The sequence below is a fragment of the Pseudomonas sp. CH61 genome, from assembly GCF_059429415.1.
This window is the reverse complement of sequence record NZ_CM182098.1, coordinates 4,620,510-4,647,386: the sequence shown is the minus strand read 5'-3', so window position 1 is coordinate 4,647,386 and position 26,877 is coordinate 4,620,510. Positions and strand designations below refer to the sequence as shown.

The window sequence follows — 26,877 nt, the reverse complement described above, 5'->3', positions numbered from 1 at the left end:
CCATGTGTGGACGTTATGCCCTGTTTCGCTGGAACCGCGATTTCGCGGCCCTGCCAGGTTTTCCCGCCGATCAGCAGGCGCAGTGGAACATTTCCCCCAATGATTCGGTGTTGATGCTGCGTGCCGGTGAAGATGGCGAGCGCACTCTGGCCCGCGCCCGTTGGGGGCTGACGCCGCCGTGGCTGACCGATCTGTCGAAAACACCGGCGCATGCCCGTGCCGAAACGGTTGCCGAGCAGCCGATGTTCCGTGAGGCGCTGCGTCAGCGTCGCTGTCTGCTGCCGGCGAATGGTTTTTACGAATGGCGCGGAACCCAGCGCAAGCGCCCGTACTGGCTGACGCCGGGGGAGGGCTCGTCACTGTTTTTTGCGGCGATCTGGGAGGCGTATCCGGTGCAGGAACAGGTCTGGTTGAGTACGGCGGTGATCACTCAGCCGGCGTCGAGTCAGCGGCGGCCGTTGATTCTCGATGAGGCGGGGCAGGCGGCGTGGCTGGATCCGGAGACGCCGTTGCATGTGTTGCAGGGGCTGTTGGCGAGTGAACCGGCGGCGTTGCGCGAGCGGGTGTTGGCGAATCTGATTAATGATCCGAAGCTCAATGGGCCGGAGTGTTTGACCCCGGGTTAAAGCCTGCAGATCAAAAGCCCCTCACCCTAGCCCTCTCCCGGAGGGAGAGGGGACCGACCGAGTTGTCTCCCGCCATGCATCGATCTGAAAAATAATGGCGATTATGGATTCGCTGAAATACTTCCAGGTCGGCGTATTTCGCCAATATCCCCCAATCAGTCCCCTCTCCCTTTGGGAGAGGGTTAGGGTGAGGGTGCTCTTGGCTTTTCAGACCTTGAACTGATTGATCAACCGCCGCTGCTGCTCCGCCAGTTTGGTCAAATCGGCACTCGCCGAACTCGACTCATCCGCACCGCCCGCCACTTCATTCGCCACTTGCCCGATGTTGATCACATTGCGATTGATGTCATCGGCCACCGCGCTCTGTTCTTCCGCTGCGCTGGCGATCTGCGTATTCATGTCGTTGATCACCGACACCGCCTGAGTAATCGTTTCCAGCGCCTCAGCCGCTTTCGCCGCGTGTTGCACGCTTTCGTCGGTGCGGTTCTGGCTGTCTTCCATGACCCGCACGACATCGCGCGTGCCCTGTTGCAGTTGCTGGATCATGCTCTGGATTTCTTCGGTGGCTTTCTGGGTTTTCTGCGCCAGATTGCGCACCTCGTCGGCGACCACGGCAAAACCACGACCCTGCTCGCCGGCACGCGCCGCTTCAATCGCCGCGTTCAGCGCCAGCAGATTGGTCTGCTCGGCAATCCCGCGAATCGCCGTGAGGATCGCGTTGATGTTCTCGCTGTCCTTGGCCAGCGTCTGCACCACATCTACAGCCTTGCCGATTTCCAGCGCCAGCACGCCGATCGAGTTCGACGTGTCACGAACGATCTGCATGCCCTGACTCGCCGCCTGATCGGCATGGCTGGCCGCTTGTGCAGCCTGCGTCGCGTTACGCGCGACGTCCTGCGCGGTGGCGGTCATTTCCTGTACCGCCGTGGCCACCTGATCGATCTCGGCCATTTGTTTCTGGATGCCGATGTTGGTGCGAATGGCGATGTCGGCCGTGTGTTCCGAGGAATCGCTGACGCTCTGCACTGACGTCACCACCTGAGTGATCATCGCCTGCAACTTGGCGAGGAAGGTGTTGAAGCCCTTGGCGATCGAGCCCAGTTCATCGCTGCGATCGCTGCTCAAGCGGCGGGTCAGATCACCTTCGCCCTGAGCGATGTCATTGAGCATCGCGACCATCTGCTTCAGCGGCCGGGCGATGCCGTGACCGACCAGCCAGATCACTAGCAGGCCGAGGCCGGCGATGAGCAGACCGACCATGGCCATGCCGAAGGTGTCGGACTTGCGTTGCGCATCGAGGTCGGCCTGCAGCTTTTGCAGATCAGCCATCACCGCGTTGAGTGGCAATTGCAGCATCAATGTCCAGCGCGCGTCGGTCTGGCCGATGCCGAACGGCAGGTACAACTCGATGCGGCCCTTGTCCTTGTTGACCGAGTAAGTCACTTCGCCGCGCTTGAGATTGGCCATGTTGGCGGTCTGCTCGGCGTCGAGGATGTCGCTGACTTTTTCACCGAATTTGCTCGGGTCTTTGGTGTAGGCAACGATCCGGCCATTGCCGCCGATCAGGGCCATTTGCCCGGCGCCGCTGTAGAGCTTCTGGTTAGCAGTGAGGAGCATTTCCTGGATGAAGTTCACCGACAGGTCAGCACCGACGATGCCCTGGAAGGCACCATTGAGCATGATCGGTTCAATGAAGGAGGCGAGCATGACGATCTTGTCGCCGACCTTGTACGGCGCCGGATCGATCACGCAGGCTTTTTTGCTCTCTTTCGAGCACAGGTAGTACTCGCTGGCGCGCACGCCGGTGGACAGGGTTTTCTGGTCGTCGACGTCGACCAGTTTGTCGAGGCCGAGGGTGCCGTCGTCGTTGCGGAACCACCACGGCAGGAAGCGCCCGTTGGCCGCGTCGATGCCGATCACGCTGGTGCCGACGTAGGCCGCGTCATTGTGGTCGAGGGCGTTTTTTTCCCAGCCGATATACGTACCGAGAATTTTCGGGTTCTTTTCGACGTTTTCTTTGATCAGGCTGATCAACTGCTCGCGACTGACGGTCAGGCGCGGCTGGCCATCGACGCCCGGTGTGCCGAGCAGGGCGTTGACCCGCACCAGTCCGCCGGCAATCAGCAGCGGCGCTTCGAGTTCGCGCTGGATCTGGCTGACCTGGGTTTGCGCCAGCGAAGTCAGGCGCTGTTCGATGACTTGCTCGAACTGGGCCTGGGTGCGCTGTTGCACCATCTCTTGCGTACGGGCGCCGGAAAACAGCGCGTACAGCACCAGCGCGGCCACCACGCTAAGGACGATTGCGCCGGCCAGGGCAGCGACGGAAAACTGGATCGACTTGAACTTCATGGGAGCTCCGCACGCAAGAGGACGTCTGCGCTGATGTATCGGCAGGCGGCATTGGGCCATGAGTGCGAGCAGGTGCAATTGCAAGCCGATGTCGCAAATGGATCAGTGCACGACGCAGTTGCTGCGGGGCTGGCGATCGCTGTGAATTTTTTACGACAGCTCAAGTGGGAAACGTCTGAAAGTCGCTGCAACACGTCCGTTGTATCTGGCGCCGATACAATTACCCGCCTAGGATACGCGACAGGTTTTCAGGGAGCTTTTGAATGAACAAGACATTGGTTGTAAGTGCACTGAGCGCAGCGCTGTTGCTGGCCGGTTGTCAGTCGGTCAACACCACCAGCGGCGGCGCCGTGGGTGTGGAGCGCAAGCAGTACATGTTCAGCATGCTGTCCTCGCAAGAGGTCGACCAGATGTATGCCCAGTCGTATCAGAAGACTGTCGGCGAGGCCTCCAGCAAGGGTGTGCTGGACAAGACCAGTCCTGAGGCCAAGCGGGTTCAGGCGATTGCCAACCGCCTGATCGCCCAGGCGCCGAAATTCCGTGCGGATGCGGCGCAATGGCAGTGGGAGGTCAATCTGATCAAGAGTGATGAACTCAACGCCAACTGCGGGCCTGGCGGCAAGATCATTTTCTACACCGGGCTGATCGACAGCCTGAAACTGACCGACGATGAAATCGCCGCGGTCATGGGCCATGAAATCGCCCACGCCCTGCGCGAGCACGGTCGTGAAGCGATGTCCAAGGCCTACGGGATTGAAATGGCCAAGCAGGGCGCGGGTGCCTTGCTGGGTCTGGGCCAGGACAGTCTGGCGCTGGCCGATACTGTGGCCAACTACGGCATGACCCTGCCGAACAGCCGTGCCAATGAAAACGAAGCTGATCTGATCGGCCTGGAACTGGCTGCGCGCGCCGGGTACAACCCGAACGCCGCGATCACTTTGTGGAACAAGATGAGCAAGGCGTCGGAAGGTTCGCCGCCGGAGTTCATGAGCACTCACCCGGCCTCGGCCAGCCGGATTGCCTCGTTGCAGGCGGCGATTCCGAAGGTTATGCCGCTGTACGAACAGGCGCCTAAATCCTGAGTCGATGATCGTTCCCACGCTCTGCGTGGGAATGCATCAAGGGACGCTCCGCGTTCCAATGGGACGCAGAGCGTCCCCGGCTGCATTCCCACGCAGAGCGTGGGAACGATCGGCGTTGGCAGGGTTAAACCCAGCCACTGCTCTGCATGGCTTTGTACACCGCAACAATTGCCAGAATCATGAATGCCGAGGCCGCGAGGCGACGGATCAAGGTCAGTGGCAATTTGTCCGCGGCAAAGTTACCCGCCAATACCACCGGCACGTTGGCAATCAACATGCCCGCCGTGGTACCGATAATCACCAGCCACAGTTCCGGATATTGCGCGGCGAGCATCACCGTCGCGACCTGAGTCTTGTCGCCCATTTCCGCCAGGAAGAATGCAATCAGTGTGGTCAGGAACGGCCCGAACTTGCGCGCGGTGCTGGTTTCATCGTCGTCCATTTTGTCCGGAACCAACGTCCACAAGGCGGTGGCGGTGAAGCTCGCGGCGAGAATCCAGTGCAGCGTCGCATTCGAGAAGAAACTGCCGAACCAGGCGCCGACCGCACCGGCGGCTGCGTGGTTGGCCAGAGTCGCGGCGACAATACCGGCAATGATCGGCCAGGGTTTGCGGAAGCGAGCGGCGAGAATCAGCGCGAGCAGTTGCGTCTTGTCGCCGATTTCGGCCAAGGCAACGATTGCGGTGGGAACGAGTAACGAGTCCAGCATCAGGATTTCCTAAGGGGCGGGTCGACACGGCTATGACACGTACAGCCTTCCCGCCCCGGGTAAGGTGTGCGTGTCATAGGTCTTGTCAAACCCTGCGATCCGTCTGCTGCGGACGCTTGGGTCGCATACGCCATGATCTGAGGATCAAGTATGTTGACGTATGCCGGACGAGCTTGGTGCTCGTGGGAGACTACTCCCCTAGGACGGAGCGGATTCTGCCTAGGCAAATCCGATTGAGCAAGCCTCTTTTTTAAAAGAAGTTTCAGCCGCGCTTGGCCCGGTAAATCCGGAAACCATTGCCTTCAGCCTTGATCGCACACACGCCAAGATGCTCTTCGATCAGCGGCTGATACTTGAGGAAGCTGTTCGCCACTAAGCGCAGTTCGCCGCCATTTTTCAGATGTTTGGCCGCTTTTCGCAGCAAGTTTTCGGTGGCGAAATAGTCGGTGTGCACGCCGACGTGGAACGGTGGATTGCTCAGAATCGCGTTCAAACCCATCGGCGCGGCATCAATGCCGTCACCGGTCAGCACGTCGGCTTCCAGACCGTTGGCCGCCAGCGTCAGACGGCTGCTGGCAGCAGCGAAAGCATCCACGTCCAGCAACGTCACTTGATTGTGCGGATAGCGACGTTTTACCGCAGCCCCCAACACGCCTGCGCCGCAACCGAAGTCGAGCAGATGGCCGCTCGGCAGTTTGTCCAGATGCTCCAGCAGCAGGGCGCTACCGCGATCGAGGCGACCGTGGCTGAACACGCCCGGCAGACTGATGACCTTAAGCGGACCTTCGGCCAACGGCAGTTCATAGGTCTGCGCCAGACTTTCCAGAGACTGGGCTTCTGGCGCGTTGGCCACGGTGACTTGCCAGAGCTGACAATGACGCGCGCTGTCGAGTTTGCGCGGCTTGCCAAACGGGTTGAGCTGCTTGGACGCGCCTTCGATGCCGCTGCGTTTTTCCCCGACCAGAAACACTTCACGCCCGGCCAGACGTGAGGCCACGGCGTTGAGGATGTAATCGGTCAGGTCCTTGGACTTGGGCAGGAACACCACGGCGCTGTCGAACTCGCGCTCGGGAATGTTCACGCCGAAATGGCTGCGCCCTTCGAAGCGGGCGTCCAGTGCGGCCTGGTCGCCGGCATGCCAGCACCAGCCGAATGCGTTGGGCAGGCGTCCGAGCAAATCGTCGGCGGGCAAACCGGCCAACAACAACGAACCCTGGAACAACTCGGGCTGACGAAGCAGTACTTCACTGCGCGGATCCATAACTGCTCCTCAAAAAAAAGTGCCGCAGTTTATCAACTGACGACCCGCAGCGCCTTACCGCTGAAGAACGCCTGAGCGTTTTCGGTCAATTGGCCGACGATGCGTTGCCGTGCTTCGCGACTACCCCAGGCGTTGTGTGGCGTAACGATCAGGCGTGGGATGTCCGCCGCGAGCAACGGATTGCCTTGGGTCGGTGGCTCGACGCTCAACACATCAGTGGCCGCGCCGCCCAGATGCCCGGCGCGCAGAGCGTCGGCCAGTGCCTGTTCGTCGATCAGGCCGCCGCGTGCGGTGTTGACCACGAAGGCGCCGGGTTTCATCGAGGCCAGTTCGCGGGCGCCGATGAAGTGGCGGGTGTGTTCGTTGAGCGGGCAGTGCAGGGTGAGGGCGTCGATTTGTGGCAGCAGTTCATCCAGCGGCAGGCGATCCGGGCGAGCAGGGCGCCCGGGAATCTGCCCGAGCAACACGCGCATGCCAAACGCTTCGGCCAATCGCGCCACGGCGCCACCGAGTTCGCCATGACCGAGCAAACCGAGGGTTTTGCCTTCCAGCTCAACGATCGGATAGTCGAGCAGGCAGAATTGTTTCGCCTGCTGCCAGCGACCTTCGCCGACGGCTTTCTGATAATCGGCCAGACGCGTGGCGAGGTTGAGCAGCAACATGATCGTGTGCTGCGCCACCGACGGCGTGCCATAACCCTGGCAGTTGCACACGGTGATGCCCTGCGCGCGGGCGGCGGCGAGGTCAACGTTGTTGGTGCCGGTGGCAGTGATCAGAATCAGTTTCAGATCGGGGTTGGCGGCCATCGCGGCGGCGTCGATCAGGATCTTGTTGCTGATCGCCACTGTGGCACCTTGCAGGCGTTCGGCGACTTGTCCGGGCAACGTTTGGGCGAACAGCTGCAGATCGCTGAAACACTCGCGCAACGGACTGAGGTCGAGGTCGCCGAGATCCAGCGAAGGGTGATCAAGGAATACCGCGCGGCGCGTGTTCGTCATCAACTGTACCTTTTGTGCTGTGAGCGTTGGGCGTAATCTGCCGAGCCTACCAGATGAAACAAATTGATACGCTTGGCCGAAAGGAGCCCCCATGTACTGGACCGAGTTCTTGACCGTTGCACTGATCCACTTGTTGGCCGTCGCCAGCCCCGGCCCGGACTTTGCCGTTGTGGTGCGCGAGAGCGTGACCCACGGTCGCCGCGCCGGCACCTGGACCGCGCTGGGCGTGGGCACGGCGATTTTCCTCCACGTTGGTTATTCGTTGCTGGGGATCGGCCTGATCGTGTCGCAGTCGATCGTGCTGTTCAACGCCTTGAAATGGGCCGCAGCCGCTTACTTGCTGTACATCGGCTTCAAGGCGCTGCGCGCGCAACCGGCGAAAGTCGTGGCCGATGATCTGCACAAAGAGGCGGGCGTTCGCACCGCTCGCGGCGCGTTCACCTCAGGCTTCGTGACCAATGGCCTGAACCCGAAAGCCACGCTGTTCTTCCTGTCGCTGTTCACCGTGGTGATCAATCCGCACACGCCGCTGGCGGTGCAGGCCGGTTACGGGGTTTATCTGGCGGTCGCGACTGCGTTTTGGTTCTGTCTGGTGGCAATGCTGTTCAGTCAGCAACGTGTACGTGCCGGTTTCGCCCGCATGGGTCACTGGTTCGACCGCACCATGGGTGCGGTGCTGATCGCTCTCGGTGTGAAAATCGCGTTTACCGAGATGCATTGATCTCAGAACCGCGACTTGAACCTGTGGGAGCGAGCCTGCTCGCGAAGGCGTTGGGTCAGTCGACATTATTGGTGGCTGAAAGACCGCTTTCGCGAGCAGGCTCGCTCCCACAGGGTCTTACACAAGCTCGCTGAGCTTGCTCAGGGTATTCAGATATTCGCGGGGATTTTCCCCAAGCAAACGACGAAACATCGCGCTGAACGCCCGCGCGCTGCCGTAACCCAAATCCTGCGCCACACGCTGCACGCTGTCGCCGGCGAGCAGGCGCGGCAGGGCTTCCATCAGGCGCAGTTGCTGGCGCCAGGCGTTGAAACTCATCTGCACTTGTTGCTGAAACAGCCGTGCCAACGTGCGTGAGCTGGCGCCGACCTGCTGCGCCCAGTCTTCCAGCGTATTGGCATGATCGGGGGTGTGCAGCATTGCCAGACAGATGTTTTGCAGGCGCCGGTCAGTGGGCATCGGAATGTGCAGTGGCAGGTTTTCCAGGCTGGCAAGTTCCTCCAGCATCAGTTGCTGAATCAGCGGATTGTCGGCATGCGGCGGCCCTTGCACAGCTCGCAGGATCAGCTCGCGCAGCAGCGGCGTCACGGCCAATACGCAGCACTGTTGCAGGCTGGCGGGTGACAATTCTGGCGCGATGAACAGCGAGCGCATCTGCACATCGCCGCTCATGAAAATCTCGTGCTCCACCTCGGGTGGAATCCACACCGCGCGACTCGGCGGAATCACCCACGCACCCGATTGCGTGACCACACGCATGATCCCGCTGACGGCATACAGCAGTTGCGCCTCTCGGTGCAGATGCAGCGGCTGGTGCGCGCCATCCAGATAATCCCGGGGGTAGGCACTCACCGGGCCGTGTTCGAAATGACTGATCAACATGTCTGATTTGATGAGTTGCTTGGCAGGAATGCGCTTTACGGCCAACTTAGCATAAGCGCCACACAACAACGTAAAGCGTGCCGCCATGAATCAATCCAGAAACGTCATTCGCTATATCAACGCCGCGCATGTGATCGATCACATGTTCATGCTGATTTTTCCCGCCGCCGTGCTCGGCATGACTCAAGCGTTCGGTCTCGATTACGCCGCGCTGATCGGCCTGTCGCTGGGCGGCTTCATTGCCTTCGGCGCCTGTTCGCTGCCCGCTGGTTGGCTCGGCGATCACTGGAGTCGGCGGCAGATGATGCTGGTGTTTTTCTTCGGCATCGGCGTCTCGGCGATTTTTACCGGCCTGAGTAACAGTCCGACCATGCTGGTGATCGGCCTGACCCTGATCGGTATTTTTGCGGCGATCTATCACCCGGTGGGCACGGCGATGTTGGTGGCCTACGCGCAAAACCGTGGCCGTGAAATCGGCATCAACGGCATGTGGGGCAATCTTGGCGTGGCGTTTTCGGCGCTGATCACCGGTTTGCTGGTGGCGCAGTTCGGCTGGCGCTCAGCGTTCCTGTTACCGGGGGCGGTGGCGATTGTGCTGGGTTTTGGTTTCGCCTTGCAGGTGCGTGAGGAACCGATTCCGAAGCGTGCGCACACACCACTCAAAGGCGCCGCCGGCCAGCGTATCTCGATGATGATGGTGTTCGGCGTGCTGGCGTTGGCCACGGCCACCGGCGGCGTGGTGTTCAACGCCACCACCATGACCTATCCGAAGCTGTTTCAGGAACGTTTGCATGAGCTGTTCGCCTCGCCGCAAACCCTCGGCGTGGTGGTCAGTCTGGCGTATGCCTTTGGCGCGGTGGCGCAGTTGAGCATTGGTCGTGTGTTGCATCGGCTCAGCCTGAAATGGCCATTCATTGTCCTGACGCTGTGCCAGGCGCCGCTGTTGTTCGCGCTGGCTTATGCCGACGGCTGGGCGGTAATCGCCCTCGGTGCAGCGTTCATGTTCGTGGTGTTCGGGCAGGTAACAGTGAACGATGCGATGGTTGCCAACTTCGTCGCCCCACAGTGGCAATCACGGGTGTTCGCCCTGCGTTACTGTTTATCCTTCGGTGCCAGTGCGACGGCGATTCCGCTGATTTCCTATGTCGAACCGCGCCACGGTTTTGTAGGCCTGTACTTGATTCTTGCGGGTTTCGGCGCTTTGACCTTCCTCGCAGCGGTGGTTTTCCCACGCACGCCGTCTGAAGAGGCTGTGGGACAAACCGCCTGACCGAAGACGAAAACCGGCAAATGCTGGCGCAAAGCTAGCATTTGTACGGCTTTGCAAATCATTCCTTTGGCTGATTTGGCTGGCGTATAAGGGTTCTAGAGTACCAATCTCTACGCCAACACCGTGCAGTCAGAAAAGGGATTCTTATGTTGCAGACTCGCGTCATTCCCCCGGCCGATGGGGCCTACCAGTATCCATTGCTGATCAAACGGCTGCTGATGTCCGGTGCCCGTTACGAGAAAACCCGCGAGATCATTTACCGCGACCAGATTCGCTATAGCTACCCGACCCTGATCGAGCGCGTGGCGCGGTTGGCCAACGTGCTGACGACGGCCGGTGTGAAGGCCGGTGACACCGTGGCGGTGATGGACTGGGACAGCCATCGTTACCTGGAATGCATGTTCGCGATACCGATGATTGGCGCGGTGATCCACACGATCAACGTGCGCCTGTCGCCGGAACAGATCCTCTACACCATGAACCACGCTGAAGACCGCTTTGTGCTGGTCAACAGCGAGTTTGTCGGCCTGTATCAAGCGATCGCACCGCACCTGACCACGGTCGAGAACACCCTGCTGCTGACTGATCTGCCGGAGAAAACCGCCGATTTGCCGAATCTGGTCGGCGAGTACGAGCAACTGCTGGCGGCCGCGAGTGCGCAGTACGACTTCCAGGACTTCGACGAAAACTCGGTCGCCACCACGTTCTACACCACCGGCACCACTGGCAATCCGAAAGGCGTGTATTTCACCCACCGGCAACTGGTGCTGCACACCATGGGCGTGTCGACGATCATGGGCTCCATCGACAGCGTGCGCTTGCTCGGCACCAACGATGTGTACATGCCGATCACCCCAATGTTCCACGTTCACGCCTGGGGTCTGCCGTACGTGGCGACCATGCTTGGCCTTAAGCAGGTTTATCCGGGGCGCTACGATCCTGAGTTTCTCGTGGAGTTGTGGCGCAAAGAGAAGGTCACCTTCTCCCACTGCGTGCCAACCATTCTGCAAATGCTGCTTAACGCCAAGGGCGCACAAGGCACCGATTTCGGCGGCTGGAAAATCGTCATTGGCGGCAGTGCGCTCAATCGCACGCTGTACGAAACCGCCAAGGCGCGCGGCATTCAGCTGACTGCCGCGTATGGCATGTCGGAAACGGGTCCGCTGGTGTCCTGTGCGCACCTCAATGACGAGTTGATGGCCGGCACCGAAGACGAACGCACCACTTACCGGATCAAGGCCGGTGTACCGGGGCCGCTGGTGGAAGCGGCGATTGTCGACGGCGAGGGTAACTTTCTCCCGGCCGATGGCGAGACCCAAGGCGAATTGGTGCTGCGTGCGCCATGGCTCACCGAGGGCTATTTCAACGAACCGCAGAAGGGCGCCGAGCTCTGGGCCGGTGGCTGGCTGCACACCGGCGATGTCGCCACGCTCGACAGCATGGGCGTGATCGACATCCGCGACCGCATCAAGGATGTGATCAAGACCGGCGGCGAGTGGATCTCCTCGCTGGACCTCGAAGACCTGATCAGCCGTCACGTCGCGGTACGCGAAGTAGCAGTGGTGGGCATCGCCGATCCGCAGTGGGGCGAGCGTCCGTTTGCCTTGCTGGTGATCCGCGAAGGGCACGTGATCGGGGCGCGCGAGCTCAAGGAACACCTCAAGCCGTTCGTGGAATTGGGCCACCTGAGCAAGTGGGCGATTCCGAGTCAGATCGCCCTTGTTACCGAAATTCCCAAGACCAGTGTCGGCAAGCTCGACAAGAAGCGCATCCGCCTCGACATCACCGAATGGCAGGCCAACAACAGCACCTTCCTCTCGACACTTTGAGTGTCTGCTGGCGCGCCGAAAACGGCGCGCCAGACCCACCAAGCAAGCGCTTGGCTTGTGAAATCGAAAAATTAGGCCATCCTTGCCGTGCCGACATGCGTCGGACTGGCGAAAGGACTGTTCCAGAGTGGCCGGCAGCTGCAAATCACACTTTAGAGGGATCAAGCAGTACCACCTGCTGGCTATAGTCCGCTCAAGGATTTTTAAGAACGGGGCACACGCACAAATCGGGGCGATGCATCTTTGGAGTGACGTCGGGCTGTCTCTGGCACCCGGTCCTTCGGACGTTTTTAAAAGTACTCACTGCCATAACAATAATGCACATGGAGTAGCGTCGATGACCTCAGTAAACCAGTTCTGGCGCCGGGCGAAACTGCCTCTGGCAGTCAGTCTTGCCTCTTCGCTCGCCGGGCCCGCATTCGGCGTCAGTTTCAACGTCGGTGAAATCGAGGGCCAGTTCGACTCGTCCCTGTCGATCGGTGCCAGTTGGTCTACTCAGAGCCCGAACAAGAACCTGATCGGCGTCAACAACGGCGGCCACGGCCTGTCGCAGACGTCCGATGACGGTCACGCCAACTTCAAGAGCGGTGAAACCTTTTCGAAGATCTTCAAGGGCATCCATGACCTTGAACTGAAATACGGCGACACCGGTGTGTTCGTCCGTGGCAAGTACTGGTACGACTTCGAACTCAAGGATGAAAGCCGCGAGTTCAAGGACATCAGCGACTCGGGTCGCAAAGAGGGCGCCAAGTCGTCCGGCGGGCAGATCCTCGACGCCTTCGTCTACCACAACTACGCGATCGCCGATCAGCCGGGTTCCGTGCGCCTGGGCAAGCAGGTCGTGAGCTGGGGTGAAAGTACCTTCATCGGCGGCGGCATCAACTCGATCAACCCGATCGACGTTTCCGCGTTCCGTCGTCCGGGCGCCGAGATCAAGGAAGGCCTGATCCCGGTCAACATGTTCTACGTATCGCAGAGCCTCACCGAAAACCTGTCGGCCGAAGCGTTCTATCAGCTGGAATGGGACCAGACCGTCGTCGACAACTGCGGCACGTTCTTCTCGCAGCCGGACATCGTGGCCGACGGTTGCAACGACAACCTGCGCGTGCTGAACAAGCGTTCGCAAATCCCGGCCATCGCTTTGGGGCCATTGGCGGCCAACGGTGTCAACGTCAACGAAGAAGGCGTTCTGGTGCGCCGTGGTCCCGACCGCGATGCCCGTGACAGCGGCCAGTGGGGCGCGTCCTTCAAGTACATGTACGAGCCGCTCGATACCGAGTTCGGCGCCTACTTCATGAACTACCACAGCCGTGCGCCGATCTTCAGCGCCACCGGTGCTCCGCAATCGGTCTACAACACCGCGCGCGCTCTGCCGGGGCCGTTTGCGGCACTTGCACCACTGTTGGTCGCGGGCAACTCGAACTACTTCATCGAATATCCAGAAGACATTCGCCTCTACGGTCTGAGCTTCTCCACCACTCTGCCTACCGGTACGGCGTGGAGCGGTGAGATCAGCTACCGTCCAAACGCGCCGGTACAACTGAACTCCACCGACATTCTGTTCGCCGGTGTGCGTCCGATCGGCGGTGCACTGACCAACGCATCGATACTCAATGGTGTGCCGGGTCAGGACCTGCATGGCTACGAGCGCAAGGAAATCACCCAGATCCAGACGACGTTCACGCACTTCTTCGATCAGGTCATGGGCGCCAGCCGTCTGACCCTCGTCGGTGAAGTCGGCGCGACCTACGTCGGCGGGCTGGAAAGCCGTTCCGACAAGCGTTATGGCCGCGATCCGGTGTATGGCCCGGGTGAATTGCCAGCCACTGGCACAACCGACACCTGCGCCAACATTCTCAACGCCAGCACCATCAACGGGGCCGGGCCGGGTTCGCCGCAGAACAACCGCAGCCGCAATTGCGATAACGACGGCTTCACCACCTCAATGTCGTGGGGCTACCGTGGTCGCGCCATCTGGGAATACAACGACGTCTTTGCCGGTGTGAACCTCAAGCCGAACGTGGCCTGGTCGCACGACGTCAGCGGTTACTCGCCAGGCCCTGGCGGCAACTTCGAGGAAGGTCGCAAAGCGGTCAGCCTGGGTGTTGATGCCGAATACCAGAACACCTACACCGCGAGCCTGGCTTACACCAACTTCTTTGACGGCAAGTACACCACTGTGGATGACCGCGACTTCGTTGCGCTCAGCTTCGGCGTGAACTTCTAAGCACTGCATTCAGGACGAACGAATTTATGAAAATAACAAAGAGTCTGTTCCACGCCGGTGTTCTGGGTCTGTCGCTGCTGGCGACCGGCGTCATGGCCGCGGTGCCTGCTGCCGAAGCCGATAAACTGGGCAAGAGCCTGACGCCGATGGGCGCGGAAATGGCCGGCAATGCCGACAATTCGATCCCGGCGTGGAAGCCGCTGGCGAAAAACGCCGGCAGCGTCGATGCGCGGGGCTTCCTGTCCAACCCTTACGCCAGTGAGCAACCGCTGTTCACCATCACTGCCAAGGATGTCGACAAGTACAAGGACAAGCTGGCGCCGGGTCAATACGCGATGTTCAAGCGTTACCCGGAGACCTTCAAGATGCCGGTGTATCCGTCCCATCGCGGTGCGACCGTGCCGGATGACGTGTTTGCCGCCATCAAGAAAAACGCCACCACCACCAACCTGGTGTCCGGCGGCAACGGTCTGGAGAACTTCGATACCGCCGTACCGTTCCCGATTCCGAAAAGCGGTGTGGAAGTCATCTGGAACCACATCACCCGCTATCGCGGCGGCAGCGTGACCCGTCTGGTAACCCAGGCCACGCCGCAACCGAACGGCTCGTACAGCCTGGTGTACTTCCAGGATCAGTTCGTGTTCCGCGACAAGATGAAGGACTACGACCCGAAAAACCCGGGCAACATCCTGTTCTACTTCAAGCAGAAAGTGACCGCGCCGGCGCGTCTGGCCGGTGGTGTGCTGCTGGTGCACGAAACCCTCGATCAGGTGAAGGAGCCACGTTCGGCGTGGGTCTACAACGCCGGTCAGCGTCGTGTGCGCCGCGCGCCACAGGTGTCCTATGACGGTCCGGGTACTGCGGCAGATGGCCTGCGTACCTCCGACAACCTCGACATGTTCAACGGTGCACCGGATCGCTACGACTGGAAGCTCGAAGGCAAGAAAGAGATGTACATCGCCTCCGACAGCTACAAGCTCGACGATCCGAAACTGAAGTACGCCGACATCATCAAGGCCGGCCACATCAACCAGGACCTGGCGCGTTACGAGCTGCGCCGCGTCTGGCATGTGGTAGCAACCCTGAAGGAAGGTCAGCGTCACATCTACGCCAAGCGTGATTTCTACATCGACGAAGACACCTGGCAGGCTGCGGTGATCGACCACTACGACGGTCGTGGCCAACTGTGGCGCGTCGCTGAAGCCCATGCGGAGAACTACTACGACAAGCAAGTGCCGTGGTATGCCCTGGAAACCCTTTACGACCTGCAGTCCGGCCGCTATCTGGCACTGGGCATGAAGAACGAAGAGAAGAGTGCGTATGACTTCGGTTTCACCGCCACCACCAGCGATTTCACCCCGGCCGCTCTGCGTCAGGATGGTGTTCGCTAACCCGCTGTAACCCGAGGCCGCATCCTCGTGAAAACGCCCCGACTGGTTCGGGGCGTTTTTTTGCTTTTTCTGGCGCAATGTTGAACCGCTTTTGTAGGAGTTGCCGCAGGCTGCGATCTTTTGATTTTGACTTTTCAACAACAAAAGCCAGATCAAAAGATCGCAGCCTTCGGCAGCTCCTACAGGGGTGGGTCCAAAGGTGGGTGTAGCCTTTTTGTAGCCATTTGTAGCAGTAACCTTCATAACCGGTTCGTTTAAGGCTAGTCTGCGGACATCTGCAACGCCGCCAACAGCCATTCGAACAAGAGCCGGCCATGACTGATCTGTCCCCACTTCCGGGTCCCGCAAGCGTTGCCGTCGCGGCACTGGACGGGCGTTTTTTTCGCCCGCCGTTGCCCGACGGCTACGTCTTGCGACCACGTCTTTGCGAGCGCCTGCAGGCCGGGCTCGGTGGGCGGCTGTTGCTGGTCAGCGCCCCCGCCGGGTTCGGCAAAAGTTCGCTGGCGGTGGAGTTCTGTCAGAGTCTGCCGGCGCACTGGCAAAGCCTCTGGCTGGGCCTGAGTCCTCGCGACAGCGACCCCGGACGCTTTCTTGAACGTTTGCTTGAAGGCTTGCAGGACTACTTTCCGCAACTGGGTAGTCGCGCACTGGGACTGCTGAAAATGCGCCAGCGCCATCAGCCGTTTGCCTTCGAAGAATGGCTCGACGGCTTGCTCGATGAACTGACCCTGCACCTCGACTCCGGCGCACCGCTGCTACTGGTGCTCGACGATTACCATCTTGCGCAAGGCCCGGTGCTCGATCGTTGCCTGCAATTTTTCCTCAACCATCTGCCCGATGGCTTGCTGGTCATGGTCACCAGTCGCCAGCGCCCGGACTGGCATCTGGCGCGTTTGCGTCTGTCCCGGCAGTTGCTGGAGCTGCACGAGCAGGATCTGCGCCTGACCCACGACGAAGCCCTGACCTTGCTCGATCGCCACAGCAGTTCGCTGCGCGGTGAGGCACTGGAAAACCTGATCCAGCGCAGTGAAGGCTGGGTTGCCGGCTTGCGCTTCTGGCTGCTGGCGGTTTCCGAAGCGGGCAGTGATGCGGCGCTGCCACAAGCGCTGAACGGCGGGGAAGGGCTGATACGCGACTATCTGCTGGAAGAAGTCATCGACTGTCTGCCAGCCGAAGTGCAAGCCTTTCTCTACGACACGGCGCCACAGGAACGCTTCTGCAGTGAGCTGTGCGATGCTGTGCGCGAAGCTCATGACAGCGCCGAGATCCTGCGTTTTCTACTGGCGCATCAGGTCTTTCTGGTGCCGCTGGACGAGCACGGGCACTGGTATCGCTATCACCATTTGTTCTCGGATCTGCTGCGCAACCGACCGATTGCTCAAGCCATGGTGCCGACCGCGACGCTGCACCTTCGCGCCTGTCGCTGGTTCAACGCCCAAGGCTTGCTCGACGAGGCGGTAGAACAGGCGTTACGCGCAGGCCACCTCGATGTGGCGGCAAATCTGGTACAGAACCTCTCGGAGGAGCAACTGCTGGCCGAGCAAAACGTCGGCATGCTGCTGCGCTGGAAGATGGACTTGCCCGACAGCCTGTTGATCAGCACCCCACGCTTGATCGTGCTGTACAGCTGGGCACTGGGGCTGGCCTGTCAGCTGGATGCCGCCGAAGAGTTGTCCAGCCATCTGAGCCGTTTCCTGCCGGCGCCTTCTGCCACCGCGCAGAAGTCGATGCTGGCGCAATGGCTGGCATTGAGCGGGATCATTGCCCGTGGTCGCGGCCATCGTGAGCTGACGATCAGATATTGCACCGAGGCCCTGGAAAGCCTGCCGGCCAAACGCTATGGCCAACGGCTGATGTGTTTATCGACCCTGTCCAATCTGGCCATCGCCGACGGCGATCTGTGGCGTGCACGCGGTCTTAACCGTGAATCCCTTGAACTGGCGCAACGGGTCGGCAATCCGCTGTTCGAAGCTTTGGCCCATTACGACCGTGCACGGGTCTTGCAATCGCGTGGTGAAATTCTGCGCGCACTCGATGAAGTCCATCAGGGCCTGGAGCGCTTGCGTGGCTTGTCGCCACAACGTCTGTACGCGGTGCGCGCACGGCTGACGTTGTATGAGGGTTTTCTGTTGGCGATGCGCTTGCAGCCTCAGGCGGCACGCGTGCGGTTGTTGGCCGGAATCGGCGAGGCACGCGCCTGTCGCGATATCAGCGTGTTGATCGGCCATTGCGTCATCGCTCGACTGGATGGCGGCAGCGGCGAGTTCGCCAAGGCCTTTGCCGAACTGGCCGAAGCCGAACGCCTGATGCACATCTGGGACGTGCCGCCGATCTACTATCTGGCGATGATCACCCTGGTCAAATGTGAACTGTGGCTGGCCCAGGGGCGCACCGATCTGGCTGAGGCGTGGCTGGCGCGATTGGGCCAGACTTACACGGGGGAGCATGCTGCGGCGCCACCGGAATTTCATCCACAGTTGCCGCTGCACGTGGAGCTGCAACAGGCGTTGCTCGATGTGATTAAAGGGCAGCCGATGCTCGCCGAAGGGCGGTTGAATGTGTTGCATGAGAATGGACAGCAAACCGGGCGGCAATTGCTTAGCGTGATGGCGTTGACGCAGAAGGTGGCGCTGTTGCTGATGGGGGGGCGTGAGCCGGAGGCCAGAAAAGTACTGAGCCAGGCGTTGGAAGCCGCGGCCGGTGGCGTGTTGCAGCCGTTCGAGGGGTTGATGAAAGGACACGCTGATTGGTTGCGTGGGCAATTGCAGATTTCACCGACATTGCCTGGGCAACGGTTGCTGGAACATTTTCCGCCTGCCGCAACGCGCCCGGTTGCCGAGTCTGGCGCAACTGAACAACTCAGCATTCGGGAGTTGGCGGTGCTGAGCCTGATAGCCCAAGGTTGTTCGAATCAGGAAATCAGCGACCAGTTGTTCATTTCCCTGCATACGGTGAAAACTCATGCCAGCCATATCAATAGCAAGTTGGGAGTTGAGCGGCGTACCCAAGCGGTAGCGCGGGCCAAGGCGCTGGGCTTACTGAGTTAGGCGCAAAATGCGCAGGCAAAAAAAACGCCCCGAACCAGTGGGGCGTTTTTCTTTCCGGGCGATGAAACAGGCCAGGAGTCTCTGTTATGGCCTTCAGGCCAGCAGATCGTTGGCACTGAATGTATTGACACCAACCAACTGGATTTCGAAATCCGCGCCAGCGTTACCGCTGACGTTGCCTGACAGCACGTGGTCCACGAAACGCAGTTGGCCTGCACCGCTGAAATCACCGGCACCGATGAACGTAAAGCCGTTGAAGCCGGCAGTCATCAGATTGGCATCGAACGCTGTCAAGTCGATTTTATCGCCTTGCAAGGCGTTGAAGTCGTTGATGACATCACGATTAGTACCCACGCCCATGTCACTGACATGGCTGAACTTGAAGATGTCGGCACCGGTACCACCGATGAGGGTGTCGACGCCGGCTCCACCGTCCAGAATGTTGTTGCCGGCGTTGCCGGTGAGGGTATTGTTCAGCGTATTGCCGGTCAGACTCAGCCCAGCGTTGCCCAAAAGCACGCCATCTTCAACGTTGGCCGACAGTGTATAGCTGACGTTAGAACGTATCAGGTCATGACCTTCATCGGCCGCTTCGATCACGGTATCGCCTACGCCGTTGATGTAGTAGGTGTCGTCACCGGCCCCGCCAATCAGGGTGTCGGTACCGCCCAGGCCATCGAGGACGTTGTTGCCGGCATTGCCGGTCAGGGTGTTGCTCAAGGCATTGCCGCCAAAGTTGATGTTGGCGGTGCCCAGCAGCACGCCGTCTTCGACATTGGCCGAGAGGGTGTAGCTGACAGAGGAATGGATGACGTCGCGGCCTTCACCGGCTGCTTCGATCACGCTGTCGCTGCGGGTGTCGACAATATAGACATCATCGCCAGCACCACCGATCAGGGTGTCGATGCCAGCACCACCGTCCAGGGTGTTATTGCCGGCGTTCCCGCTCAACGTGTTGTTTTGCGCGTTACCGGTCAGGCTCAGGCCGGCGGTGCCCAGCAGTACGCCGTCTTCGACGTTGGCCGAGAGGGTGTAGCTGACGTTGGAGCGGATCACGTCGCGGCCTTCACCGGCCGCTTCGATGACGATGTCGTCCTGGCCATTGATGTAGTAAATGTCGTCGCCGGCCCCGCCGATCAAGGTGTCGGTGCCACCCAGACCGTCGAGGACGTTGTTGCCGGCGTTGCCGGTCAGGGTGTTGCTCAAGGCGTTGCCGCCGAAGTTGAGGTTGGCGGTGCCCAGCAGCACACCGTCTTCGACGTTGCTCGAGAGGGTGTAGCTGACGTTAGAACGGATCACGTCATGGCCTTCACCGGCCTGCTCGATCACGGTGTCGTCCCGACCGTTGATGTAGTAGGTGTCGTCACCGGCCCCGCCAATCAGGGTGTCGGTACCGCCCAGGCCATCGAGGACGTTGTTGCCGGCATTGCCAGTCAGGGTGTTGCTCAAGGCATTGCCGCCGAAGTTGATGTTGGCGGTGCCCAGCAGCACGCCGTCTTCGACATTGGCCGAGAGGGTATAGCTGACGGAGGAGCGGATGACGTCGCGGCCTTCACCGGCTGCTTCGATCACGGTGTCGCTGCGGGTGTCGACAATATAGACATCATCGCCTGCACCACCGATCAGGGTGTCGATGCCGGCGCCACCGTCCAGGGTGTTATTGCCGGCGTTCCCGCTCAACGTGTTGTTTTGCGCGTTACCGGTCAGGCTCAGGCCGGCGGTGCCCAGCAGTACGCCGTCTTCGACGTTGGCCGAGAGGGTGTAGCTGACGTTGGAGCGGATTACGTCGCGGCCTTCACCGGCTGCTTCGATGACGGTATCGTCCTGGCCATTGATGTAGTAAATGTCGTCACCGGCCCCGCCAATCAGGGTGTCGGTACCGCCCAGGCCATCGAGGACGTTGTTGCCGGCGTTGCCGGTCAGGGTGTTGCTCAAGGTGTTGCCGCCGAAGTTGAGGTTGGCGGTGCCCAGCAGCACACCGTCTTCGACGTTGCTCGAGAGGGTGTAGCTGACGTTAGAACGGATCACGTCATGGCCTTCACCGGCCTGCTCGATCACGGTGTCGTCCCGACCGTTGATGTAGTAGGTGTCGTCACCGGCCCCGCCAATCAGGGTGTCGGTACCGCCCAGGCCATCGAGGACGTTGTTGCCGGCGTTGCCGGTCAGGGTGTTGCTCAAGGCGTTGCCGCCGAAGTTGATGTTGGCGGTGCCCAGCAGCACGCCGTCTTCGACATTCGCCGAGAGGGTGTAGCTGACGGAGGAGCGGATGACGTCGCGGCCTTCACCGGCTGCTTCGATCACGGTGTCGCTGCGGGTGTCGACAATATAGACATCATCGCCTGCACCACCGATCAGGGTGTCGATGCCGGCGCCACCGTCCAGGGTGTTATTGCCGGCGTTCCCGCTCAACGTGTTGTTTTGCGCGTTACCGGTCAGGCTCAGGCCGGCGGTGCCCAGCAGTACGCCGTCTTCGACGTTGGCCGAGAGGGTGTAGCTGACGTTGGAGCGGATGACGTCGCGGCCTTCACCGGCTGCTTCGATGACGGTATCGTCCTGGCCATTGATGTAGTAAATGTCGTCGCCGGCCCCGCCGATCAGGGTGTCGGTGCCACCCAGACCGTCGAGGACGTTGTTGCCGGCGTTGCCGGTCAGGGTGTTGCTCAAGGCGTTGCCGCCGAAGTTGAGGTTGGCGGTGCCCAGCAGCACACCGTCTTCGACGTTGGCCGAGAGGGTATAGCTGACGCTGGAACGGATCACGTCATGGCCTTCACCGGCCAGTTCGATCACGGTGTCGCTGCGGCTGTCGACGACATAGGCATCATCACCAGTACCACCAATGAGGGTGTCATTTCCGGCCCCGCCATCAAGAATGTCGTTGCCTGCGTTTCCTGAGAGAGTGTTGTCGGCAGCGTTGCCAGTCAAGGCGTTGTCCTGGGCGTTGCCGGTCAGACTTAGCCCGGTGTTGCCCAGCAGCACACCGTCTTCGACGTTGGCCGAGAGGGTGTAGCTGACGTTGGTACGGATCAGGTCATGACCTTCATCGGCCGCTTCGATCACGGTATCGCCTACGCCGTTGATGTAGTAGGTGTCATCACCGGCCCCGCCAATCAGGGTGTCGGTACCGCCCAGGCCATCGAGGACGTTGTTGCCGGCATTGCCGGTCAGGGTGTTGCTCAAGGCATTGCCGCCAAAGTTGATGTTGGCGGTGCCCAGCAGCACGCCGTCTTCGACATTGGCGGAGAGGGTGTAGCTGACGGAGGAATGGATGACGTCGCGGCCTTCACCGGCTGCTTCGATCACGGTGTCGCTGCGGGTGTCGACAATATAGACATCATCGCCTGCACCACCGATCAGGGTGTCGATGCCGGCGCCACCGTCCAGGGTGTTATTGCCAGCGTTCCCGCTCAACGTGTTGTTTTGCGCGTTACCGGTCAGGCTCAGGCCGGCGGTGCCCAGCAGTACGCCGTCTTCGACGTTGGCCGAGAGGGTGTAGCTGACGTTGGAGCGGATGACGTCGCGGCCTTCACCGGCTGCTTCGATGACGGTATCGTCCTGGCCATTGATGTAGTAAATGTCGTCACCGGCCCCGCCAATCAGGGTGTCGGTACCGCCCAGGCCATCGAGGACGTTGTTGCCGGCGTTGCCGGTCAGGGTGTTGCTCAAGGTGTTGCCGCCGAAGTTGAGGTTGGCGGTGCCCAGCAGCATACCGTCTTCGACGTTGGCCGAGAGGGTGTAGCTGACGCTGGAGCGGATCACGTCATGGCCTTCACCGGCCAGCTCGATCACGGTGTCGCTGCGGTTCTCGACGACATAGACATCATCGCCTGCGCCGCCAGTAAGTGTGTCGATGCCAGCCCCGCCGTCGAGGATGTTGTTGCCGGCATTACCGGTCAGGGTGTTGTTGAGCGCGTTGCCGGTACCGTTCAGGTTGGCGCTGCCCAAGAGGGTAAGGTTCTCCAGGTTGGCGCTCATCGCCCAACTGACGGTCGACTGGACAGTATCGATTCCGCTGTTGGCGGAGTCGGTTTCGATGACTACGTCTTGGGCATTGTCGACAAGGTACAGGTCATTGCCGTCACCGCCGATCAGCGTGTCCGCCCCGGCGCCACCGTCCAGGGTGTTATTGCCGGCGTTGCCGGTCAGGGTATTGTTCTGCGCATTACCGGTCAGGCTCAGGCCGGCGGTGCCCAGCAGTACGCCGTCTTCGACGTTGGCCGAGAGGGTGTAGCTGACGGAGGAGCGGATCACGTCGCGGCCTTCACCGGCCGCTTCGATGACGGTATCGTCCTGGCCATTGATGTAGTAAATGTCGTCACCGGCCCCGCCAATCAGGGTGTCGGTACCGCCCAGGCCATCGAGGACGTTGTTGCCGGCGTTGCCGGTCAGGGTGTTGCTCAAGGCGTTGCCGCCGAAGTTGAGGTTGGCGGTGCCCAGCAGCACACCGTCTTCGACGTTGGCCGAGAGGGTATAGCTGACGCTGGAACGGATCACGTCATGGCCTTCACCGGCCAGTTCGATCACGGTGTCGCTGCGGCTGTCGACGACATAGACATCATCGCCTGCGCCGCCACTGAGTGTGTCGATGCCAGCCCCGCCGTCGAGGATGTTGTTGCCGGTATTACCGGTCAGGGTATTGTTCTGCGCGTTACCGGTACCGTTCAGGTTGGCGCTACCCAAGAGGGTAAGGTTCTCCAGGTTGGCGCTCATCGCCCAACTGACGGTCGACTGGACAGTATCGATTCCGCTGTTGGCGGAGTTGGCTTCGATGACTACGTCTTGGACATTGTCGACCAAGTACAGGTCATTGCCGTCACCGCCGATCAGCGTGTCCGCCCCGGCTCCGCCGTCCAGGGTGTTATTGCCAGCGTTGCCGGTCAGGGTATTGTTCTGCGCGTTACCGGTCAGGATCAGGCCGGAGGTACCCAGCAGCACACCGTCTTCGATGTTGTCCGCAAGGGTGTAGCTGACGAATGTACGGACCGCATCGCGACCTTCACCGGCAGATTCGATGATGGTGTCAGTGAGGCTGTCGATGATGTATGTGTCATCGCCGGCGCCGCCGATGAGTGTGTCGGCCCCGGCACCCCCGTCTAGCGTGTCGTTGCCGGCACCGCCGTTGAGCGTGTTGTTGCCGGTGTTGCCCGTCAGTATGTTATTGAAAGCGTTGCCGGTGCCGTTCAGGTCATCCTCACCGCGCAAAACAAGATTTTCCAGGTTATTGCCCAGCGTCCAGTCCAGCGAGGCAAAGACCGTATCAATCTCGTTGACCGAGGTGCCGTTTTCCACAATGACGTCGCCGGCATTGTCTACATAATAGGTGTCGTTCCCGGCGCCACCAGCCATGGTGTCCGCACCGGTCATGCCATCGAGGATGTTATTGCCTGTGTTGCCGGTCAGAGTATTGTCAAGGGCGTTACCACCAAAATTGATGTTGGCATCGCCCAGCAGAACGCCGTCTTCGATATTGGCTGACAGGGTATAGCTGACCGATGAACGGATTACGTCACGGCCTTCATCGGTCGCTTCGATGACGGTGTCGGCGCGGCTGTCGACGATGTAGATGTCATCGCCGGTGCCACCGATCAGCGTGTCGCTACCTGCGCCTCCATCAAGCGTGTCAGAGCCGGCTCCTCCGGTTAATACGTTATTCAGTGCGTTCCCCGTCAGGACATCGTTGAACGCCGAGCCGATGGCGTTCTCGATCTTGGCCCCGTACGCAATTGCTAGCCCGTCATTGATCGCGGTGTTGCTGTTCAGGTCCGTGAAGGCCTTGCCGATCTGGCTGTAGCTGCCTTCATTCAAGTTGATGTTGACGGCTGCCAACTGATTGCTGCCATCAATGGTGTCGTTACCGCCTGCGTCCCAGATGGTTTCGAAGATTGACTGGTTGGCATCCCACTTATAAACAGTGTCACCGGTCTGCCAAAGCATGTTGGCGCCATACAAACTCTGAATCGCAATAATATCCAGCACCATCGGTGTGGTTGGCTGGTAGGAATAGTTGTTGTTGTAGCTCATTACTGTGAAATGAACATCGTCCAGTAATGGACTCAGCAGGGTCTTGTTGGTGGCGCTGGTATCGAAGGGATGCTTGAGTCCTAGCGCATGACCGATTTCATGAATGAACGTCATGTAATCGTATGTGCCCTTCACCGGATTCGGATTGCTGGTTGCCGGGCCGATCCATACGTCGCCGGAAGAAGGGAGGTTGTCAGGAAAGTAAGCCCAGGCCGCAGTTTGGAGATCCATCTCATCGAAACCTCCAAAACGTAAGTCGCCCACGTTGGTAGAGGTATCGCTGGTCAGCGTGAAGTTGAAAGGTGCGACTGCACTCCATGCAACCAGGGTACTGACGACTGCAGTTTTCTGCGCTTCGGTCAGTTCATACAGCCCGTTGTACTCGCGGTCCGGGCTATAGAAAGGAGCAAACTTCGAAGTCCCCGGTGCCATGAAACTAAAGCTGAGATCGGTCGAACCCCCGAACGGCCAGTTGGACCCAAGCCAGTAATTTCCGGAAATCAGGCTGTCAACAGTAGCGTTTCCGGTCAGTGAAGCTGGTAATGCGAAGGTAAATGTCTTTGGCGTCGGCATGGGATTTCCTGAGTACCATGCGGCCCTTCCTGAATGCGACCGCTACAAAAAAATGCGATTTTGCACCAGAAGCAATACATTTGACATCATTGAGCCATCATTTTCTGATTGATGGCGTCAAATAACTGACCGGGCGATCTGTATCGGCACGTGCAGTAGAATTCTGAAACCAACCACTGCGCCGTTCGTCCAGGATTTTCCCATGTCAGTTCCCAGCCCAATACTCATCCGCGAAACATTCGCCGTCGGCCCGCTCCAGTGCAATTGCACGATCATCGGCGATCCGGTCACCAAGAAAGCCATCGTCGTCGATCCCGGCGGCAACCCCGATCTGATCATGGCGCGCCTCGATGCGCATGGCCTGAAAGTCGTCAGCATCATCCACACCCACGCGCATCTCGATCACTTCCTCGCTTCCGGGCAGATGAAAGAGAAGACCGGCGCGACCCTGCATTTGCACAAGGAAGACCAGTTCCTCTGGGATAACCTCGAAATGCAATGCCAGATGTTCGGCGTGCCCTATACCCCGGTGCCGTCACCGGATCGCTGGTTGAGCGACGATGAAGAACTGGCCTGCGGTTGCGGCGTGGCCCTGCATACGCCGGGACATACACCCGGCTCCATGAGCTTTTGGTTTTCCGAGGCTAAGCTGTTGATTGCCGGCGACACGTTGTTTCGTCGCGGAGTAGGGCGCACGGACTTATGGGGCGGCGATCAGGCGACTATCCTGCGTTCGATCAAGCAGCGGCTATACACCTTGGACGAGGACGCGACCGTAGTGAGCGGACATGGGCCGGATACGCGTCTGGGTGACGAGATGCGCGAAAACCCGTTTGTGCGCGCCTAAATATTTTGTCACGAGTGCCCGGCGGAATTTTTGTGCATTGTCACGATCAAACGCCCGCGCAGGTCCATTTAACCCAGTGGCCGCTGCACCACAGAATGCGAAAAACCAGGAGCTCTCCATGTTCACCACGCGTCGTTTGATTATTGTCGCTACTGCCGTGGCCTTGCTGTCCGGCTGCGCCTCGCCTAACCCGTATGACAATCAGGGCCAGGCCGACGGTGGCTCGCAAGGCATGAGCAAAACCGCCAAATACGGTGGCCTCGGTGCACTCGCCGGCGCACTGGCCGGTGCCGCCATCGGTCACGACAACCGCGGCAAAGGCGCATTGATCGGCGCCGCTGTGGTTGGTGCTTCCGCTGCCGGTTACGGTTATTACGCCGACCAGCAAGAAAAGAAACTGCGCGCGAGCATGGCCAACACTGGCGTTGAAGTGCAGCGCCAGGGCGATCAGATCAAGCTGATCATGCCGGGCAACATCACGTTCGCCACTGATTCGGCGAACATCGCCTCCAGCTTCTATCAGCCGCTGAACAACCTTGCGGGCTCGTTGAAAGAGTTCAGCCAGAACCAGATCGAAATCGTTGGCTACACCGACAGCACGGGCAGCCGCCAGCACAACATGGACCTGTCCCAGCGTCGTGCGCAGAGCGTGGCGACTTACCTGACCTCGCAAGGTGTCAGCGGTGCCAACCTCTCGGCCCGCGGCGCCGGTCCGGATAACCCGATTGCCAGCAACGGTGACGTGAATGGCCGGGCGCAGAACCGTCGCGTTGAAGTCAACCTGAAGGCGATTCCGGGTCAGCAGTATGGTGGTCAGCAGCAACAGCAGCCGGGTACGGTTCAGCAGTATCCGTAAGCGCTTGCCTGAATGAAGAAATGCCCGGTCCTGTGATCGGGCATTTTTTTTGTCTGGCCAGTGCCGGCCCCTTCGCGAGCAGGCTCACTCCTACAGGGGAATGCATTTCAAAATGTAGGAGTGAGCCTGCTCGCGATGGCGATCAAATTGGCCCCACAAAACTATCAGGTACAAAAAAAAGCCCCCGGACA

General features: G+C 60.0%; 16 protein-coding genes, 1 pseudogene and 1 riboswitch. Of the genes and pseudogenes, 10 read left to right on the top strand and 7 right to left on the bottom strand.

Going from position 1 to position 26,877, the window contains the following annotated elements:
- Positions 1-2 precede the first annotated feature (2 nt).
- Positions 3-626, top strand: a complete 624-nt coding sequence (locus AC5SEM_RS20720) for an SOS response-associated peptidase (protein WP_150750487.1) — start codon at positions 3-5, stop codon at positions 624-626.
- A 207-nt stretch (positions 627-833) separates the two neighbouring features.
- On the opposite strand, the gene AC5SEM_RS20715 is transcribed toward AC5SEM_RS20720, so the two are convergent.
- Entirely contained in the window at positions 834-1,577 is a 744-nt protein-coding gene (locus AC5SEM_RS20715; RefSeq protein ID WP_408980847.1) for a methyl-accepting chemotaxis protein, read from the bottom strand.
- 111 nt (positions 1,578-1,688) lie between these two features.
- A pseudogene (locus AC5SEM_RS20710) lies at positions 1,689-1,886 on the bottom strand (HAMP domain-containing protein); the annotation flags it as partial.
- Positions 1,887-3,238: 1,352 nt separating this feature from the next.
- Between AC5SEM_RS20710 and AC5SEM_RS20705 the strand changes: the two are divergent.
- Positions 3,239-4,057, top strand: coding sequence for a M48 family metallopeptidase (locus AC5SEM_RS20705; RefSeq protein WP_371044067.1), 819 nt, complete (start codon positions 3,239-3,241; stop codon positions 4,055-4,057).
- Between the two features lie 124 nt (positions 4,058-4,181).
- Here AC5SEM_RS20705 and AC5SEM_RS20700 read toward each other — a convergent pair whose 3' ends face one another.
- The 3 genes from AC5SEM_RS20700 to AC5SEM_RS20690 all read right to left on the bottom strand — a co-directional run bounded on the left by AC5SEM_RS20700 (position 4,182) and on the right by AC5SEM_RS20690 (position 7,025).
- Positions 4,182-4,766, bottom strand: a complete 585-nt coding sequence (locus AC5SEM_RS20700; RefSeq protein WP_077574495.1) for a TMEM165/GDT1 family protein — start codon at positions 4,764-4,766, stop codon at positions 4,182-4,184.
- Between the two features lie 87 nt (positions 4,767-4,853).
- Positions 4,854-4,978, bottom strand: a riboswitch (yybP-ykoY riboswitch).
- Between the two features lie 50 nt (positions 4,979-5,028).
- Positions 5,029-6,027, bottom strand: a complete 999-nt coding sequence (locus AC5SEM_RS20695; protein WP_495471171.1) for a methyltransferase — start codon at positions 6,025-6,027, stop codon at positions 5,029-5,031.
- Positions 6,028-6,059: 32 nt separating this feature from the next.
- Positions 6,060-7,025: a 2-hydroxyacid dehydrogenase gene (locus tag AC5SEM_RS20690; protein WP_116031518.1), complete on the bottom strand. Its 966-nt coding sequence runs from the start codon at positions 7,023-7,025 to the stop codon at positions 6,060-6,062.
- Positions 7,026-7,116: 91 nt separating this feature from the next.
- Between AC5SEM_RS20690 and AC5SEM_RS20685 the strand changes: the two genes are divergently transcribed.
- Complete coding sequence (locus AC5SEM_RS20685; protein ID WP_007967726.1) at positions 7,117-7,746, top strand: LysE family translocator; 630 nt, start codon at positions 7,117-7,119, stop codon at positions 7,744-7,746.
- Positions 7,747-7,863: 117 nt separating this feature from the next.
- Here the strand turns inward: AC5SEM_RS20685 and AC5SEM_RS20680 are convergent, their stop codons facing one another.
- On the bottom strand, positions 7,864-8,628 hold the full coding sequence (locus tag AC5SEM_RS20680; protein WP_495473490.1) for an AraC family transcriptional regulator: 765 nt from the start codon (positions 8,626-8,628) through the stop codon (positions 7,864-7,866).
- An 85-nt stretch (positions 8,629-8,713) separates the two neighbouring features.
- Here AC5SEM_RS20680 and AC5SEM_RS20675 point away from each other — a divergent pair, with 85 nt between their 5' ends.
- From AC5SEM_RS20675 to AC5SEM_RS20655, 5 genes are all read left to right on the top strand, one after another.
- A complete protein-coding gene (locus AC5SEM_RS20675) occupies positions 8,714-9,898 on the top strand; it encodes an MFS transporter (RefSeq protein ID WP_137219527.1) in 1,185 nt (394 codons plus the stop codon).
- Positions 9,899-10,044: 146 nt separating this feature from the next.
- A complete protein-coding gene (locus tag AC5SEM_RS20670; protein ID WP_495471170.1) occupies positions 10,045-11,727 on the top strand; it encodes a fatty acid--CoA ligase in 1,683 nt (560 codons plus the stop codon).
- Between the two features lie 337 nt (positions 11,728-12,064).
- Positions 12,065-13,954, top strand: a complete 1,890-nt coding sequence (locus tag AC5SEM_RS20665; RefSeq protein ID WP_123595764.1) for a DUF1302 domain-containing protein — start codon at positions 12,065-12,067, stop codon at positions 13,952-13,954.
- Positions 13,955-13,980: 26 nt separating this feature from the next.
- The gene (locus tag AC5SEM_RS20660; RefSeq protein WP_495471169.1) at positions 13,981-15,345 is read left to right on the top strand and encodes a DUF1329 domain-containing protein; all 1,365 of its coding nucleotides are present in this window, start codon (positions 13,981-13,983) and stop codon (positions 15,343-15,345) included.
- A gap of 314 nt (positions 15,346-15,659) precedes the next feature.
- Positions 15,660-18,392 carry a winged helix-turn-helix domain-containing protein gene (locus AC5SEM_RS20655; protein ID WP_495471168.1) on the top strand — a complete coding sequence of 911 codons (2,733 nt, stop codon included), beginning with the start codon at positions 15,660-15,662 and terminating at the stop codon, positions 18,390-18,392.
- Between the two features lie 93 nt (positions 18,393-18,485).
- On the opposite strand, the gene AC5SEM_RS20650 is transcribed toward AC5SEM_RS20655, so the two are convergent.
- Entirely contained in the window at positions 18,486-24,641 is a 6,156-nt protein-coding gene (locus AC5SEM_RS20650) for a M10 family metallopeptidase C-terminal domain-containing protein (protein WP_495471167.1), read from the bottom strand.
- Positions 24,642-25,185: 544 nt separating this feature from the next.
- On the opposite strand from AC5SEM_RS20650, the gene AC5SEM_RS20645 reads away from it, so the two are divergent.
- Together AC5SEM_RS20645 and AC5SEM_RS20640 are read left to right on the top strand one after the other, a co-directional pair.
- Entirely contained in the window at positions 25,186-25,830 is a 645-nt protein-coding gene (locus AC5SEM_RS20645; RefSeq protein WP_495471166.1) for an MBL fold metallo-hydrolase, read from the top strand.
- Between the two features lie 118 nt (positions 25,831-25,948).
- Positions 25,949-26,686, top strand: coding sequence for a YiaD family glycine zipper/OmpA-like lipoprotein (locus tag AC5SEM_RS20640; protein WP_495471165.1), 738 nt, complete (start codon positions 25,949-25,951; stop codon positions 26,684-26,686).
- The last annotated feature ends 191 nt before the right edge of the window (positions 26,687-26,877 follow it).